This window comes from Halococcus dombrowskii (genome assembly GCF_022870485.1).
Lineage (GTDB): Archaea > Halobacteriota > Halobacteria > Halobacteriales > Halococcaceae > Halococcus > Halococcus morrhuae.
Map to the genome: position 1 here is coordinate 1,665,711 of NZ_CP095005.1, position 15,506 is coordinate 1,681,216.

The 15,506-nt window shown below is 64.4% G+C and carries 15 protein-coding genes; 9 read left to right on the forward strand and 6 right to left on the reverse strand.

Features of this window, described 5'->3' with window-relative positions:
* Nucleotides 1–34 precede the first annotated feature (34 nt).
* On the forward strand, nucleotides 35–682 hold the full coding sequence (locus MUK72_RS08660; RefSeq protein ID WP_244698985.1) for a helix-turn-helix domain-containing protein: 648 nt from the start codon (nucleotides 35–37) through the stop codon (nucleotides 680–682).
* A gap of 31 nt (nucleotides 683–713) precedes the next feature.
* Here the strand turns inward: MUK72_RS08660 and MUK72_RS08665 are convergent, their stop codons facing one another.
* Nucleotides 714–2,312, reverse strand: a complete 1,599-nt coding sequence (locus MUK72_RS08665; RefSeq protein WP_244698987.1) for a long-chain-fatty-acid--CoA ligase — start codon at nucleotides 2,310–2,312, stop codon at nucleotides 714–716.
* Between the two features lie 521 nt (nucleotides 2,313–2,833).
* A complete protein-coding gene (locus tag MUK72_RS08670; RefSeq protein WP_244698989.1) occupies nucleotides 2,834–5,455 on the reverse strand; it encodes a valine--tRNA ligase in 2,622 nt (873 codons plus the stop codon).
* 199 nt (nucleotides 5,456–5,654) lie between these two features.
* On the opposite strand from MUK72_RS08670, the gene MUK72_RS08675 reads away from it, so the two are divergent.
* Nucleotides 5,655–5,936: a hypothetical protein gene (locus MUK72_RS08675; protein ID WP_244698991.1), complete on the forward strand. Its 282-nt coding sequence runs from the start codon at nucleotides 5,655–5,657 to the stop codon at nucleotides 5,934–5,936.
* Between the two features lie 42 nt (nucleotides 5,937–5,978).
* Nucleotides 5,979–6,875 carry a phosphogluconate dehydrogenase (NAD(+)-dependent, decarboxylating) gene (gene gnd / locus MUK72_RS08680; protein WP_244698993.1) on the forward strand — a complete coding sequence of 299 codons (897 nt, stop codon included), beginning with the start codon at nucleotides 5,979–5,981 and terminating at the stop codon, nucleotides 6,873–6,875.
* Between the two features lie 176 nt (nucleotides 6,876–7,051).
* On the opposite strand, the gene MUK72_RS08685 is transcribed toward gnd, so the two are convergent.
* On the reverse strand, nucleotides 7,052–8,419 hold the full coding sequence (locus MUK72_RS08685) for an NAD(P)/FAD-dependent oxidoreductase (protein WP_244698995.1): 1,368 nt from the start codon (nucleotides 8,417–8,419) through the stop codon (nucleotides 7,052–7,054).
* Between the two features lie 84 nt (nucleotides 8,420–8,503).
* On the opposite strand from MUK72_RS08685, the gene MUK72_RS08690 reads away from it, so the two are divergent.
* The 5 genes from MUK72_RS08690 (at nucleotide 8,504) to MUK72_RS08710 (ending at nucleotide 12,122) form a co-directional block, all read left to right on the forward strand.
* Complete coding sequence (locus MUK72_RS08690) at nucleotides 8,504–8,818, forward strand: MTH1187 family thiamine-binding protein (RefSeq protein WP_244698998.1); 315 nt, start codon at nucleotides 8,504–8,506, stop codon at nucleotides 8,816–8,818.
* A gap of 40 nt (nucleotides 8,819–8,858) precedes the next feature.
* On the forward strand, nucleotides 8,859–9,791 hold the full coding sequence (gene mch / locus MUK72_RS08695; protein ID WP_244699001.1) for a methenyltetrahydromethanopterin cyclohydrolase: 933 nt from the start codon (nucleotides 8,859–8,861) through the stop codon (nucleotides 9,789–9,791).
* Nucleotides 9,788–10,264, forward strand: coding sequence for a double winged helix-containing putative transcriptional regulator (locus tag MUK72_RS08700; protein WP_244699004.1), 477 nt, complete (start codon nucleotides 9,788–9,790; stop codon nucleotides 10,262–10,264). The genes mch and MUK72_RS08700 overlap by 4 nt, the downstream gene beginning before the upstream one ends.
* 30 nt (nucleotides 10,265–10,294) lie before the next feature.
* Complete coding sequence (locus MUK72_RS08705) at nucleotides 10,295–10,969, forward strand: HAD family hydrolase (protein ID WP_244699007.1); 675 nt, start codon at nucleotides 10,295–10,297, stop codon at nucleotides 10,967–10,969.
* 205 nt (nucleotides 10,970–11,174) lie between these two features.
* A complete protein-coding gene (locus MUK72_RS08710; protein ID WP_244699010.1) occupies nucleotides 11,175–12,122 on the forward strand; it encodes a hypothetical protein in 948 nt (315 codons plus the stop codon).
* A gap of 94 nt (nucleotides 12,123–12,216) precedes the next feature.
* On the opposite strand, the gene MUK72_RS08715 is transcribed toward MUK72_RS08710, so the two are convergent.
* Together MUK72_RS08715 and MUK72_RS08720 are read right to left on the reverse strand one after the other, a co-directional pair.
* Nucleotides 12,217–13,812 (reverse strand): GTPBP1 family GTP-binding protein, encoded by a 1,596-nt coding sequence (locus MUK72_RS08715; RefSeq protein ID WP_244699013.1) that lies wholly within the window; start codon nucleotides 13,810–13,812, stop codon nucleotides 12,217–12,219.
* A gap of 104 nt (nucleotides 13,813–13,916) precedes the next feature.
* Complete coding sequence (locus MUK72_RS08720) at nucleotides 13,917–14,405, reverse strand: J domain-containing protein (RefSeq protein WP_244699015.1); 489 nt, start codon at nucleotides 14,403–14,405, stop codon at nucleotides 13,917–13,919.
* Nucleotides 14,406–14,477: 72 nt separating this feature from the next.
* Between MUK72_RS08720 and MUK72_RS08725 the strand changes: the two genes are divergently transcribed.
* Complete coding sequence (locus MUK72_RS08725; protein WP_244699017.1) at nucleotides 14,478–14,684, forward strand: hypothetical protein; 207 nt, start codon at nucleotides 14,478–14,480, stop codon at nucleotides 14,682–14,684.
* Between the two features lies 1 nt (nucleotide 14,685).
* Here the strand turns inward: MUK72_RS08725 and pyrF are convergent, their stop codons facing one another.
* Nucleotides 14,686–15,477, reverse strand: a complete 792-nt coding sequence (pyrF, locus tag MUK72_RS08730; protein WP_244699024.1) for an orotidine-5'-phosphate decarboxylase — start codon at nucleotides 15,475–15,477, stop codon at nucleotides 14,686–14,688.
* Nucleotides 15,478–15,506 lie beyond the last annotated feature (29 nt).

The following is a 15,506-nucleotide window of genomic DNA, read 5'->3' on the forward strand; positions in this document are numbered from 1 at the left end:
GACCGGTATCAGTACGCATGATGGGACGAGCGCCATGAGGTACTTCGAGTTCACGATCAAACCCGACGATGGGGCGATCCATCCCGTCGATAGCGTCATCATCGAGACGCCCGGCGTCACGCGCGAGGCGCTCGTCCACGTCAACGCGCTCGCCAACGGGACGGGTGTGATGCTCTACCGGCTCCGTGGCGATCCAGAGAGGCTCCAAGCGCGCCTCGACGGCCATCCGGAGCTACTCTCGTGTTCGTCGATCGCCGTCGAGGGCGAGACGTTCCACTTCTACGTCCACGTCAAGCCGGGCCAGCCCGCCGGCCAGCTGATGTCCGTCGCCCAGAAATACGCCCTGATGGTCGTCCCGCCGCTGGCGTTCGTCGAGGGTGGGCTCCGGATCACCGTCGTCGGCACTCACGAGATGCTCCAGCAAGCGCTCGAAGAGCTGCCCGCGGAGACGCGCATCACCGTCGAACAGGTCGGCGAGTATTCGCCCGACGAGCGAAACGTACTCTCGCTGCTGACCGACCGCCAGCTCGAAGTGTTCGAGACCGCCGTCGAGAACGGCTACTACGAGGTGCCGCGACAGGCAACACACGAGGACATCGCCGGCACGCTCGACTGTGCGCCGAGTACGGTCGACGAACATCTCCGAAAGGCCGAATCGCGAATCCTTACATCGCTCGTCTGAAAATTCGGGAACCGGCTCGGCCTCGCCCGATTCAGCCCTGTCCGACGAGTCGTTCCTCGTCCTCCCAGTAGTCCTCGCGGAGTTCGTATTTCTGGACCTTGCCGGTCGCGGTCTCGGGCAGATCGTCGACGAAATCGACGGTCTTCGGGATCTTGTACCGTGCGAGATGGTCGCCGGCGAACTCACGGACGGCTTCGCCCGTGAGCTCGGCGTCGGGTTTCTCGACCACGAGTGCCGTCACCGCCTCGCCCCACTCGTCGCTCGGCGTGGGGATGACGGCCGCCTTGGCGATGTCGGGGTGGTCGTAGAGGACGTCTTCGACGGCGATCGAGGAGACATTCTCGCCACCGGAGATGATGATGTCCTTCTCGCGATCCTGAATCGCCACCATCCCGTCCTCGTCCATCGTCGCGAGATCGCCAGTATGGAAGTAGCCCGGCAGTTTGGCGGTGAACGCCTCCTCGGTCGCCTCGGGCTTGTTGAGATAGCGATCCATCACCTGATTGCCCTTGACGACGATTTCACCGAGTGTCGATCCGTCGCGCGGCACGTCGTGGCCATCGTCGTCGACCACCCTGACGTCGGTGGCGAGCACCTCGCTGCCCTGCTTCACCTTGAGATCACGCCCGTGCTCGGCGAGTCGCCGTGGCGAGTTCGAGGAAGTGATCAGCGGCGCGGTCTCGGTCAGTCCGTAGAGATGGATGACCCGCCAGCCGATGTCGTCCTCGATGCTGGAGAGGGTGGCGGTCGCGGGCGCGCTGCCGGCGGTGGCGATGCGCACGTCGCGGTCGCCGGTCGTCACGACGTCGGGGTTCTCGTCGTAGTGGGCGATGAGCCGGTTCAACACCGTCGGCGCGCCACACATGTAGGAAACGTCGTACTCGCGCACGCGACGGAGCGTCCCCTCCGGCTCGAACGTGCGCTGGCAGACGTGGGTCGCGCCCGTCCCGGTGATGGCGTAGGTGTGGCCCCAGCCGTTGCAGTGGAACATCGGCAACGTCCAGAGATAGGTATCGTCGTCGCGGATCTCCTTGTGCTGGTTGAGGACGAGCGCGTGCCAGTGCTCGGTCCGATGGGTCCGAACGACACCTTTCGGATCGCCGGTCGTCCCCGACGTGTAGTTGATCGAGGCGTCGTCATCCTCGGAAGTATCGGGCCGTTCGGGCCGTTCAGCCGGCTGAGCCGCAAGCCACTCCTCGTAATCCAGCCAGTCGCCGTCGATGGCGTCGGCCTCGTAGCCGACGAACGACTCGGCGGGCACCGAGTCACGCACCACCTCGACGTTCTCCGCGTACTCGTGATCGGCGATGACGACGTCAGCCTCGCAGTCGTTCAGGATGTACTCGAAATCGTCTGGCACCAGCAGGTAGTTCATCGGAACGAACACGGCCCCGAGCTGGTTGACGCCGTACAGCGTTTCGAGGAAATAATGCGTGTTCGGCGAGAGCAACGCAACCCGATCGCCCTGCTCGACACCCATCTCGCGCAGGGCATGCGAAACCTGATTCACCCGCTCGGCGAACTCGCCGTACGTGTATTCGGTACCGTCGTGAGCGATCACGCCGACGACGTCCGAATAGAGATCGACCGCCCGATCCAGGAAGTCGGTCGTTAGCATTTCCACCTTCATGAACTATCCAACACTCTTCGCGGGCGGCGACTAATGCCTTTCGCCCACTTTTTTACTGCGGAGGGTCGCCTACGGCGACCCCCGCTTGCAAAAACCTGGACTAAAAACCCCCGCTCATTCGCGCTTCGCGCTCACTCGCGGTGAACCGCGCTCGCTGCTCACGGTTCACTTCGTTCACCGTTCGTTTTCCGAGGTTCTCCCTCCGGTCGAACCTCGCTCCGCTCGCGCGGAAACCAACCGCCCCCGCAACCCGCACAGCACCGCCGAAGCCCTCGACCGCGAAGCGGTCTCGCCCTTCATCCGCCAGGAGAGCATAGTCGTTCGAGAGAGCGAAGCTCTCTCGTGATGTCGTCAGAACGTGATACGTTCTGACTGCAAGTCGAGCTTTGCTCGACAATGACGAAAGACGCTTCGCGTCTTTCGAACCACTCTCCTGAGCCTCACCTCGCTTCGCTCGCCGAGACGCCAGGACCGCACCGCAACCGCCGGCCGACGGGACCGCATCGGCGGCACCCACTGAGTCAGGGGAAGACGAGCACCGTCGCGCCGTCGGCGTCGAGCACTTCGACGGTCTCGCCCGCCGCGCGCTGCTCGTGGCGGACGTCGACCGCGTCGCCGTCGAGCACCACGACTTCACCGTTGGCGTCGAGTTCGATCTCACCCTGTTCGCGCTTCTGTGCCGCGATGTCCTCGGGATCGGCGTCTTCGAGCGCGCCGACGACCGCACCCGCTTGATCGCGGAACTCCGGGCCGATCGTGCTGTGGTCCGGGTCGATCTCGACGGGCACCATCTCGATGTCCGGTTCGCCCGCCTCGACCTCGATCGGGGCGTTGACCGTCGCGCGCAGATCGCCGGTGTCGAACTCGTCGGTGCCGTCGTCGGGATAGATCTCGACACGGTCGAGGTCGGTGTTGAGCGCCATCCCGGCCTCCGATTTCCACGCCCGGACCGCGCTCGCCACCGCCGCGATGCGCTCGCCACGGGCCTCGACCTCCTCGTCTTCGGCGTCGAGTTCGGGCCACCCAGCCGCGTGGACGCTCCCCGACGTTCCGGGGAGATGGCGGTAGGTCTCCTCGGCGAGGAATGGCGAGAACGGTGCGAGCATGCGGATCGACGCCGACAAAACTGTGGAGAGCGTTTGCCGAGCGGCGGCTTGCTCCTCGGAATTCCCCTCGTAGAGCCGACCCTTGATCAGTTCGAGGTAGTCGTCGGCGAGGTCGTGCCAGACGAACTCCCTGACCGTCCTGAGCGCCCGATCGAACCGATGCTCGTCCATGTCGGCGGCCACGTCGTCGGCGATGCGTGCACACTTCGAGTGAATCCACCGGTCCGTGTCGGTGTATGCGGGGTCCGCTCCGTCGGCAGCGTCGAGGTGGTCGCTCGCGAAGCGTGTGATGTTCCAGAGCTTCGTCAGGAACCGGGAGGCGCTCGTCACCTCCTTGTGCTGGAACTGGATGTCCGAACCGGGCTGGCCGCCGAGCGCGATCGCCTGCCGGAACGCGTCGGCCGACTGCTCCTCGACGACGTCGATCGGCGCGACCGAGTTGTCCTTCGATTTGCTCATCTTGTTGCCGTCCGTACCCAAGACCATCCCGTTGATCAGCGCCTCCTCCCACGGCTTCTCGTCTTCGAGCGCCGCCGTCCGGAGGATCGTGTAGAACGCCCACGTCCGGATGATGTCGTGGCCCTGCTCGCGGAGCTGGACGGGCTCGAAGGACTCTTCGGGCCACCCGGCCGCGTGGAGCGCGGAGATCGACGAGTCCATCCAGGTGTCCATCACGTCGGTCTCACCGGTCCACTCGCTCGCGCCACACTCCGGGCAGTCGGTAGCGGGATCGTCCTCGGTCGGTTTCGCGGGCAGATCGTCCAGCGTGGCGATATGCCAGTGGCCACAGTCGTCGCACGACCACGCCGGGATCGGGGTGGCGAACACGCGCTGGCGCGAGATCACCCAGTCCCAGTCCATCCCCTCGGTCCACTCCTCCAGCCGACCGTACATGTGCTCGGGCACCCACTCGATCTCCTTCGCCTTCGAGAGGATCTCGTCCTGATCGACGCGGACGAACCACTGCTCCTTCGAGAGGATCTCGATCGGTGTGTCACACCGCCAGCACGCACCTACCGACTGCTCGATCGGCTCCTCGTCTTCGAGGTAGCCCTCCTTCTGGAGCGCAGTCGTGATCTCCGCCTTCGCCTCGTCGAGATCGAGCCCGCCGAACTCCGCGACGCTCTCGTCGAGACGACCGTCTTCGGTGACGACAGGCCGGAGGTCGAGGTCGTATTCGGCCCACCAATCGACGTCCTGCTTGTCGCCGAAGGTGCAGATCATCACCGCTCCCGTCCCGAACTCGCCGTCGACGGCCTCGTCGGCGATCAGTTCGACTTCCTGCCCAAAGAGCGGCACCTCGAAGCTGTCGCCGATGCGGTCGGCGTAGCGCTCGTCGTCGGGATCGACCGCCATGCCGACACAGGCCGCGAGCAACTCGGGGCGCGTCGTTGCGATCTCGAGATCGTCGTTGTCGATGCCGGAGAATCGAACGGTCGCGAGCGTTCCCTGGCTGTCGACGTTCTCGACCTCGGCGTCGGCGATGGCCGTCTCACAGCGCGGACACCAGTTGACGGGATGCTCGTCGCGATGGACGTAGCCCTTCTCCGCCATCTCGACGAACGAGCGCTGGGTCTTCGCCCAGTAATCGGGATCCATCGTCTGAAACTCCTGCTCCCAGTCCTGAGAGAAGCCCAGACGCTGCATCGTCTCCTTCATCGCGTCGATCTGGCCCTCCGTGTGCTCGATGCAGAGCTCTCGGAACTCCTCGCGCGAGACGTCCGTCCGTCGGATGCCCTGGTTCTCCTCGACCTTCACCTCGGTGGGCAGGCCGTGACAGTCCCAGCCCTGGGGGAAGGAGACGTTCTCACCCTGCAGACGGTGGTACCGGGCGGCGAAGTCCATGTAACACCAGCCGAGTGCGTTTCCGATGTGGAAGTCACCAGTTGGGTACGGCGGCGGCGTGTCGATGACGTATTGCGTGTCAGTATTGGCGGTTTCGTCGTCATCGTAGCGATACAGCTCGGAATCGGCCCACTCCTCGCGCCACTTGGCTTCGAGGGTGGATGGGTCGTAGCTCTCTGCTAGCTCTGTCATGGTGAGAATGCCTGCGGCCGGTCAAGTAACGGTGTCGAAACGGCGGTTCGATCAGCGACGTACTACCGCTGCCATCGCGTCCATAACCAATCCACGCGAGTCGGTCGGATAAACGTTCACGTTCTGCGGGTCACACAGCAACCCTACGCTATCTCGCCGGAGCCGTCAGCGACTTGTTTGACAAACGCTATCAATGAACATGAATCTGCTCCTTCGCGTGCTCGTCGGCGCGTTCGTCTGTGTCGCGCCGTCGCTGCTGTTTCTGGGGCTCTGGCACGGCCTCCAGCGAATGCAGGACGGCGAGTTCATCGAGCAGATCGCGGGCCATCACGGAACGACCGTCGAGGATCTGTTGCCAACCACTTCCAGCACACGCGAACTCGACTCGACCGAACGGCGACGGTTGCGGCGCATGGCCGTCGAGGGCAATACGCCCGGATTCGACGATGCGCACGCGACCGAGGAGGAGCCACCCGGATAGCGGAACCACAACCCCTACCTGCGCGCCCGCGGAGGGAGGGGTATGCAACTGGGCGTCGTCGGACTCGGGCGGATGGGACGGATCGTCGCCGGGCGCGCACTCGATGGCGGCCATGACGTGGTCGCCTTCGACATGGACGAGCAAGCGGTCGCGGCCGCCGCCGAGGTCGGTGCCGAACCGGCCGACTCCGTCCCGGAGCTCGCCGAGACACTCGGCGACGAGAAACGAATCTGGCTGATGGTGCCCGCTGGCGACGCCATCGACGCCGTGCTCGCCGACCTCGAATCCCATCTCGACGGCGACGACGTCGTGATCGACGGCGGCAACTCCCACTTCGAGGCGTCGGTCCGTCGGGCCGAATCGACCCCGGCGGCGTATCTCGACTGCGGGACATCGGGCGGACCGGCGGGCGCGGAGGTCGGTTTCTCGCTGATGATCGGCGGGCCAGAGTGGGCGTACGAGGAACTCTCGCCCGTGTTCGACGCCGTGGCCACCGGACCAGCGGGCCACGACAGGATGGGACCGGCGGGCTCGGGCCACTACGTGAAGATGATCCACAACGGTGTGGAGTACGCGCTGATGGAGGCCTACGGCGAGGGGTTCGAGCTGCTTCACGACGGTCGGTACGACCTCGACCTCGAATCGGTCGCGCGCACGTGGAACAACGGTTCGGTGATCCGTTCGTGGCTGCTCGAACTCTGCGAGGAGGCGTTCGCCGAGGAGGGCACCGATCTCGATACCGTCGCCGACCACGTTGCGGGTGGTTCGACGGGCACGTGGACTGTCCAGGAAGCGCTCGCACAAGAGATTCCCGTGCCGCTCATCTACACCGCGCTCGCCGAGCGGTTCGGCTCGCGCTCGGACGGCCGGTTCGCCCGCCAGCTCGCCAACCGCCTGCGCTACGGCTTCGGCCGCCACGAGGTCGCTCGGTGCGAGTGATCGACCGAGTGCGACAGTAACCGAACAGGGAGCACCGCGACCCGTGAGGACAGAGATCGCTCGAACGGAATAACTGCAACACAGCAGCACCGCCGAAGCCCTCAACCACTCACTTCGTTCGTGGTTTCGCCCTTCATCCACCAGGAAACCGCAGCCGCCCGCTGCCGCAGCCGGGTTCAGTCGCGCTGGCCGCCGTCACCGACGGCCGTGGCCGCCTGGCGCTGTTCGAGTTTGTCTTTTTCGGCGATGCGGTCAGCACAGGCGAACCCGGCCCGGATCCCGCCGTTCAGGCTTCGTTCGGGGTACTGGGCGCGACTCGCCATCCCGGCGTAGTAGACTCCGTCGGCGACCTCGCTGGCGAGATCGTAGGGAATTACCATGTCGAGATAGCCGCGCTCGTAGACCGGCGCAGTGCGGGGGTTTCTGGCCGTCTCGATCCAGTTGACGCTGCTGCGATCGAAGTCGGGGAAGAGGTCTTCGATGCCCGAAAGCCACGTCGCCTCGACGGCTTCGTCGCTCATCCGCCAGAGCTCCTCTTCGGAATCCTGGACGTAGCTCACCGCGTAGAGCAGGTGTTCGCCGCCGTAGCGCGCCGCCGGCACGAAGTTCGTGTGTTCGATGAGCGCGCCGAAGGGAGCCTCGTCGGCGATGTTGAGCCAGTAGGTGTCCATCAGCGACTCGGAGAGCGAGATCACCGAACAGACCGTTCCCTGGAAGTCGATCTCGCAGGTGTAACCCGTGAGATCCTCCAGGACGTTGGGCATCGCCGCGACGACGACCTCGTCGACCGCGTGGGTCTCGGTCTCGCCATCGGTCGCGACGGTGAGCGATTCGACCCCGCTGCCAGCCGTGTCGAGATCCGTGACGCGCGTGCCGGTTTCGATGTTCTCGCGCCCGACCGCCGCGACGAGCGCGTCGATCAGTCGATGGAAGCCGCCGTCGAAGTAGCCCAGGATCTCTCCCCGGAGGAGGTCGCGCTCGCCGCGGAACTTGACGCGCCCGAGCAGCCACGCGGCGCTCACGTCGTCCTTGCGCGAGCCGAACTTCGCTTCGAGCAGCGGTTCGAAGAAGTTCTCGTAGACGCCGCGCGTCGTGTGCTCCAGAACGAACTCCTTGATCGGGACGTCCTCGTAGTCCTTCAGGTTCTCGTAGCTGTCGAACTTCGGCACACCGCCGCGCACGTCGACATCGAGCGTCAGCATGCCGAGTCGAAACGTGTCGTAGAGGCTCAGATGCGGGTAGGCGAGGATCTGCCACGGGGTATCCATCGGGTGAAGGACCCCATCGACGTAGTAGCCGTTCTCCCCGACACGCCATTCGAGCGCGTCGCCGAGGCCGAGCTCTTCGGCGAGTTCGACGATCGTCTCCTCGGATTTCGAGAGATGGTGATAGAACTTCTCGATGCGATCGCCGCGGGTCTCGTAGGTCGCCGCGAGCCCGCCGACGTCCTCGCTCGCCTCGAAGATCCTGACCTCGTGGCCCTCCTGTTGGAGGCGGTAGGCCGCCGCGAGCCCCGCGATGCCGCCGCCGACGATGCCGATCATGGCACGGGTTTCCGGCCGACGCGAATGTAGCTTGTGTTCGCTGGTGGCCCACAGCGTTAGGTGGATGGCCCGCGTCGTGCCCTCATGACCGTCGTTGCACTGCTCAGCGTCGCTCCCGTCATCGAGGACAGTATGGCCGGCGAGGTCGCCAAGGCCGTCGCCGCGCTCGACGAGTTCGACGTGGACTACGAGACGAACCCGATGGGCACGGTGATCGAGGCCGACGAGCCGGGTGAGCTGTTCGCCGCTGCGCAGGCCGCCCACGAGGCCGTCGACGGCGACCGCGTGAGCACCGTCCTGAAGATCGACGACAAACGCACGAGCGACAGTTCGGCCGACGACAAGGTCGACGCCGTCGAACGCGAACTCGGCCGGGAGGCACACGGCGACCGTGAATGACGAACCGACGAACGGTTCACCGCCGGGACGAACCAGAGGCATGGACAGTCTCAATCGGATGGCGCTCGAACTCGTCGAGGAGGCGATCGACTTCACGGACGAGCTCGGCATCGAGGTGCGGGAGCTCGACAACGAGGCCACGCTGCTCGATTTCGGCCACCGCGTCCCGGGCGGCATCGAGGCGGGCCTGCTGCTCGCCGAGATCCAGACCGCCGGGCTCGCGACCGTCCAGACGCGAATGGACACGGTCGCGGACGCGCCACTCCCTCACGTGGAGCTCACGACCGATCGCCCGGCACTCGCGCTGCTTTGCTCACAGACGGCCGACTGGGAGCTCAGTGGGCACGAGTTCGAGGGGCTCGGCAGCGGTCCGGCGCGGGCGCTGGCCGCCGAGGCGGAGATCTTCTCCCGAGTGGGCTACGCCGACGAGTTCGACTTCGGCGTGCTCGCCGTCGAATCCGATGACCCACCCACCCCGGCGATCGCCACCGAGATCGCCGAACGAGCCGGTATCGAGCCGAGGTCGCTCTTCCTGGCGACGACGCCGACCGCGAGCCTCGCGGGCAGCCTCACCGTCGCCGCGCGGGCGGCCGAGCTCGCGACCGTGCGCCTGACCGATCTGGGCTACGACCCGCTCGACATCCGATCGGTGAGCGCGAGCGCGCCGCTGGCCCCGGTGAGCGGGAGCGAGGCGAGCGCGATGGGTCGGACGAACGACGCGCTCGCCTACGGCGGCCAGGTCCACCTGACCGTTACCGAGGAGTTCGACCGGTTCGACGAGCTGCCGTCGACCGCGGCCGACGAGTACGGAACACCATTCGAGTCGATCTTCGAGAGCGTCGACTGGTCGGTCGCCGACCTGCCGGGCGGGCTCTTCGCACCGGCTCAGCTCACCGTCGACGTCGTGGGTGGGCCGACGCACGTCCTCGGCGGGACGAACGACGAACTGCTCGCCGACTCGTTCGACCTGTGAAGTTCAAAGTCGCGCCCGAACCCGGCGGGATGGAGTTTCTGACCGAGGCACAGAAGGCGCTCCCGCTGGTTCCCGGCAGCGAGAACGACTGCTGTGCGCGCCTGCTCGACCGGACGGAGCTCACCGCGCGCGACGACGCCCGAGAGTGGATCACGTTCCTCCGAGCGCTCGATCTCGCCGAGGAGACGAGTTCCGGCTATCGTCGTCTGCGGCGCGATCCGGGTCGCGAGGAGCTCGCGGTGGCGTTTCGTGAGGGTGTCTTCGGTGTCGACGCGTTGCTCGCCGCGCTCGACGACGAACCGCTCGACGAGGACGAACTGTTCGAGCGGTTCCGCTCCCGCGTGCCGAACTGGGAGCGCCATCGGCGGCCGGACTGGGAGGAACACTGGCGGGGGCGCGTTCGGCGGTTGCTCGGCTGGGCGGTCGTGTTCGGCCTCGCCGAGCGGATCGACGACGAGTACCGTGCCGTCTGACTTTTGGTTCCGTAGCGCCTTCAGTACGCAATGACAGCATCGGTCGACACTGTGTTGTTCGACATCGACGATACGCTCTGTGAGTACCGCCGCTCGGGCGACGAACTGCTCGCGCTCGCGTTCGAGGCGTGCGAGGTGGAGCCGTTCTTCACCGTCGAGGACTACTACGCCCGCTACGCGACGTTCGCCGACCGTACGGACACGATCACCGAGCTCCGTGCGGAGTGTTTCGCCGCCATCGCCGCCGACAACGACTACGACCCGGCGCTCGGATACGACCTCGCCGACGCCTATACAGACGAGCGCGATCACCACAACGTCCGCGCGCTGCCCGGCGCGCGCGAGGCGGTCGCGACGCTCTCGGACGATCACCGAATCGGTGTGGTGACGAACGGCCCACCGGAGATGCAGTCGGACAAACTCGCCGCGCTCGGCCTCGACGACGCCTTCGAGACGGTGGTCCACGCGGGTTACGACGCGCCCGCCAAACCCGACCCCGAACCGTTCCATCGGGCACTCTCCGTGCTCGACGGCAAGCCGGAATCGGCCGTCCACATCGGCAACTCGCTGTCCTCTGACGTCGCCGGCGCGCAGGCGGCCGGTCTCCAAAGCGTCTGGCTCGATGACGGCTCGACGCCCGATCCGGTGCCCGACCATACGCTGGCCTCGATGGAAGATCTCGCAAACCCGCCGTGGCGAAGCTAAGGGGTAGCAGATAAAGGTACGTTTGTCCGTGTTCCTTTCGACGACCGTCAGAAACGCCTTGCAAGATATAGAGCGCGTATTCAGCGCTGGCTATAGTTCTTCGGCAGATCGTGACAGTTTCACTCATACCAACTTAATCCGGCAGACTATACCAACGAATGATATCCGGTTGGTTTTTAATAGGTGGCTGGAGTTGTTTGTATATATGAGCGAAGAGAAGCCTGAACAATCATTAGCAGCTTTCGACAGCTTTGAATTGAATAACTCAAAGCAGCGAAGACTAGCAGTCTACGCTTTAAATGACTACTATGGAGCCACTTTCGCAGAGGTAGAGGGATCTCTGGGTTTTTGGCCTCGAGATTTGGAGATGGGTATCAAACATCAGTGGAATAAGACAAAATCTCGTCTTCGCGAGCTAGAAAATGCCGAAATACCTGAGGAATACGACACTGCAATAGAAAGCGTGAATGAAATCAGGAATGATATTTCCCACAATTTCACGGAAACACCTCCAAGAGAGATATTAGAACGATCCCGCGAGTTAGCCCCTGAGTGGAAAGATTGGATAACCCAAGCGGCAGAGGATTATGAGCAACATCAGGAGTCACTTACTGCCACGGAAGCATTAGCTCAGGTAGGAAAAAGGACACTTGAAAACGTCAAGGATCCGCCGCAGGACTATTCGTACGGCTTGGCTCGTCAACAAGAGTCGCTGAATGAAGATGCAAATCGACTGGAGAAAGAATTAGAAAATCTGTCTGAGGAGGATGCTGTCAGTCGTGATCTTGTTAATGTGGTATCTAATATTATGGAATTAAAAAGAGACAAAGACTCTCTTGATGATGAGCATAGAGTGCATGAGGAAGAGGCAAGACGAGAGGAAGAGTTGAGACGAGCTGAAAACACTCGTAGAGTTATCGTGACTGAAGGGGTTGATGACGATGGACAGATTGTTGTCGTAACTCATGAAGTTGGAAAGCCAGATGAAACGTATGTGATGGATATCGAGCATCCAGATACACCAGATGCGGCTCGTGAGAGGCTCATTGGTTTAGAGGCTAATGATGAGGTTCGATTGCGAATTGAGGAAGATTTAAGACGAGACAGAAAAGGACGAATTGAGAGGGTTCCGTATGTTGAAGAAATGAGATAAATAGGTTGCTGAATACATCCTCTATATCTAGCACGATATTTTCAATAGCTCGAAGATTCAGATGGAAGAGCAAAGGCTCCACTATTTTCTGTAGCTACTCTGAAGAGACATTCGTGACGGTGCCCACACCTTTCGACCGGCCCTCGCGGAAGACGAACCGCTGGCCCTCCTCGACGAGATAGGGTCGGAACTTGAATCGCACTCGCGTGTGGCCGGTGTCGCCCGGCAGGAGCTGACCGCCCTCCGGATGGAACGCGGCGGCCTCGCTCACCGTTTCGAGGTGGACGACCGGCTCGTAGCCGTCGTCGATCCTGGTGGGATGGTTGAGCACCATTACCTCGGCCTCGAACTCCCGAACCGGCGTCGGGTCCGTGTCCCGGGGGAGCAGCACCATCCCGCGTTCGAGGTCTGCCTCCCGAACACCCTTCAGCGCGATGCCGACGATTCGGCCGGCTTTCGCGCTGTCGACGCGGTGGTAGTGCATCTCGATCGAGCGTGCCTCGACCTCGTGGAAGGTGCCGTCGCGGAACGGCCCCAGTAGGAGTTCGTCGCCCGCTTCGACGGTTCCCGACCGAATCGTGCCGGAGGCGACCGCGCCGACGCCGGTCACCTTGTAGCTGCGATCGATGTACATCGAGAACTCGCCCTTCTCGGTGCCGGTCTTCGGCAGTCGCTCGAACAGCTCGTCGAGTGCGTCGAGCCCGTCCATCGTGACCGCGCTCGTGCGCAGAATGGGAACGACGGTATCGCCGATCTCCTCGATGGCCGCCTCGACGCCGTGGCGGTCTATGCGCAACGGGCTCTTGCCAACGTCCCTGAGGAGGCGCTCGACCTCGCGTTCGACCTCGATGGCACGCTCCTCGTCGACCATATCCGCCTTGGTGATGGCGACGACCGTCGGCAGCTCCGTCGCCAGCAACACGCCGAGATGTTCGCGCGTCGTCTTCGTCGGCCCGTCGTCGGCGGCCACCGTCAGGAGTCCGTAGTCGAGTTTCTGGCCGACGAGTCCGCGAATGGTAGTGCGCAGCCACGGCTCGTGACCGACGGTGTCGACGAACGAGACCAGTCTGTCGGCCTCTTCGACGACCTCCGCACGGTCGGCCTTCCGGTTCGGGTTCCGCGTGCGCACCGGTTCGCCATCGCTGAAGCCGTAGACGGCATACGAGAGATCCGCCGAGAGCCCGCGCTCGATCTCGTGGGGCTGGACGTCGAGGAAGCTCCGCGTGTCGCCGTTGCCGTCGTCCGGCTGGCCCGTGACGAGCGATCCGACCAGGGTGCTCTTGCCGTGATCGACGTGGCCGGCGGTGCCGACGACGATGTGGCCGTCGTCTTCGAGCATCGTGCCCTCGGCGATCGTGGCGACGCCGACGAGCCCGTCGTCGATCCCCCACGTGTCGACCGCCTCGATGTGTGCGTTGGCCTCCTCGGCGAGCAGGGAGAGCACGTCCATCGACTCGGAGAACACGTCGGGCGAGATACCCGCGAGCCCGCCGTCGTCGGTGACGCCGACGACGTAGGTGGCTTCGCCGTCGCCCGAGAGCACCCGGTGGCGCAGTTGCGCCGCGAGGCTCTCCAGCTTGCCGTCGGCGAGATGGAGGTCTTCGGTGAGCCGTTCTTTGAACTCGACGCTGCCGCCCTCGCGCTCGCCCGCCGCGAGCGCCCGGTCAAGGACGGCCCGATCAGCGACCATGTCGATCAGTAGCGTGTCGAGCGCAAAAACCTTCCCGCCGCGGCATACAGCCCCGTTACAACGGAATCACCATTGTGTTCGAGACGAACCAGCCCACGGGTCGCTCATTCGGAGAGGCGTTCGTAGGCCTCGTTGACGCGCTTGAACCGGCGTTCGGAGCCATCCTCGGTGTCCGGATGGGTTTCCTTCACCTTCTCGCGATAGGCCCGCTTGATCGCCGACTCGTCGGCATCGGGATCGAGGCCGAGTGTCCGGTAGGCGTCGCGCATCGACGTACCGGTCGATCGTCGTGTGGCACGGCGTTGTCGTGTATCCCGAAAGCCGCCACCGTCTCGCGGACCGGTCCAGTCCTCGCGCGGTCCCGCACCGAACCCGCCGCGCTCGGTCGTCGTTCGCCGTCCGGTGCGGACGTTGCGTCGGGCGCGCTCGCGGAGCCGCCCGCTCGCGTGATACCAGAGCGCGTAGGTCGTCGCACCGAAGGGCAACGCGACGACGAGCGCCACCGGACTGTAGGCGAACCCGAGAACGGCGAGCACGACTGTCAGCCCAGCGAACACCGACGCGAGCGCGAGCACGAGCTGCGACCGAGGCACAACAGCCGTTGGGTGTCGAACAGCCTAAACCCCTCGCCACAGCTTGAAGTCCTTCCACGGCGAACAGTTGCCATGAGCGTTTCCGAACTGTGTCAGATCTGCGAGAGCCGTCCGGCTGACCGCACCTGCGAGCGCTGCGGCCGAACGGTCTGCTCGCAACACTACGACGACTCGCTCAGCCTCTGTCTGGACTGTTCGGAAGGCTCCGGTTCCGGTTCCGGTTCCGACGAACCGACGGGTCCCGGTCGGGATGATACGGGCGAGAACGTACGGTTCTAACTCATCGGTACTCGTTCAGTCGTCGCTTCAGTCGCTTCGCCGCCTCGCCGGCCGCCCCGGCGAACGACTCGCCCTCGCCGGCAAAGATGATGCCCCGCGAGGAGTTCACGAGCCCGACGCCACTCGCGAGTCCGTGTTCGATGGCGGCTTCTGCGTCACCGCCCTGTGCGCCCACGCCAGGCACGAGAAACGGGAGATCGGGGGCGCGCTCGCGCACTTCCTCCAGTTCCTCGGGGGCCGTGGCCCCGACGACCAGCCCGATATTTCCGTACTCGTTCCACTCGTCGGCGGCGAGGCCGGCGATATGCTCGTAGACCGCCTCCCCCGAGGCGAGCTCGGCATCTTGGAGGTCCGCTCCTCCGGGGTTGGAGGTGCGACAGAGCACGAACACGCCCTTCTCCTCCCGCGAGAGGAACGGTTCGAGCGCGTCGCGGCCGAGATAGGGGTTGACAGTGATGGCGTCCGCCGTGTCCAAAAGGGTCGCGTACTGCCGAGCGGTGTTGCCGATGTCGGCGCGTTTGGCGTCGAGCAGCACGGGCACGTCCTTGCCGTGAGCGTAGGCGATCGTTTCGCGGAGTGCGCGCCAGCCGTCCGAGTCCTCGTAGAAGGCGGCGTTCGGCTTGTAGCAGGCGGCGTGGTCGTGAGTCGCGTCGATGATCCGGCGGTTGAACGCCCAGCGCGGCAGGTCGTGCTCGCGGAGGTGATCGGGCAGTCGGTCGGGGTCGGGATCGAGTCCGACCGAGAGTACGCTGTCGGTGGTGTCGATCCGTTCGGCGAGGCGCTCGAAGAACATGCCACAGCCTGTCGACGACCGACCAAGGG

Excerpts from the sequence above, each read along its gene's own strand:
- MUK72_RS08685 (WP_244698995.1), bottom strand. The coding sequence starts at position 8,419 with ATGATCGGCATCGTCGGCGGCGGCATCGCGGGGCTCGCGGCGGCCTAC.
- MUK72_RS08665 (WP_244698987.1), bottom strand. The coding sequence starts at position 2,312 with ATGAAGGTGGAAATGCTAACGACCGACTTCCTGGATCGGGCGGTCGAT.
- mch (WP_244699001.1), top strand. The coding sequence starts at position 8,859 with ATGGACAGTCTCAATCGGATGGCGCTCGAACTCGTCGAGGAGGCGATC.
- gnd (WP_244698993.1), top strand. The coding sequence starts at position 5,979 with ATGCAACTGGGCGTCGTCGGACTCGGGCGGATGGGACGGATCGTCGCC.
- MUK72_RS08660 (WP_244698985.1), top strand. The coding sequence starts at position 35 with ATGAGGTACTTCGAGTTCACGATCAAACCCGACGATGGGGCGATCCAT.
- MUK72_RS08715 (WP_244699013.1), bottom strand. The coding sequence starts at position 13,812 with ATGGTCGCTGATCGGGCCGTCCTTGACCGGGCGCTCGCGGCGGGCGAG.
- pyrF (WP_244699024.1), bottom strand. The coding sequence starts at position 15,477 with ATGTTCTTCGAGCGCCTCGCCGAACGGATCGACACCACCGACAGCGTA.
- MUK72_RS08705 (WP_244699007.1), top strand. The coding sequence starts at position 10,295 with ATGACAGCATCGGTCGACACTGTGTTGTTCGACATCGACGATACGCTC.
- MUK72_RS08670 (WP_244698989.1), bottom strand. The coding sequence starts at position 5,455 with ATGACAGAGCTAGCAGAGAGCTACGACCCATCCACCCTCGAAGCCAAG.
- MUK72_RS08675 (WP_244698991.1), top strand. The coding sequence starts at position 5,655 with ATGAATCTGCTCCTTCGCGTGCTCGTCGGCGCGTTCGTCTGTGTCGCG.
- MUK72_RS08725 (WP_244699017.1), top strand. The coding sequence starts at position 14,478 with ATGAGCGTTTCCGAACTGTGTCAGATCTGCGAGAGCCGTCCGGCTGAC.
- MUK72_RS08690 (WP_244698998.1), top strand. The coding sequence starts at position 8,504 with ATGACCGTCGTTGCACTGCTCAGCGTCGCTCCCGTCATCGAGGACAGT.
- MUK72_RS08710 (WP_244699010.1), top strand. The coding sequence starts at position 11,175 with ATGAGCGAAGAGAAGCCTGAACAATCATTAGCAGCTTTCGACAGCTTT.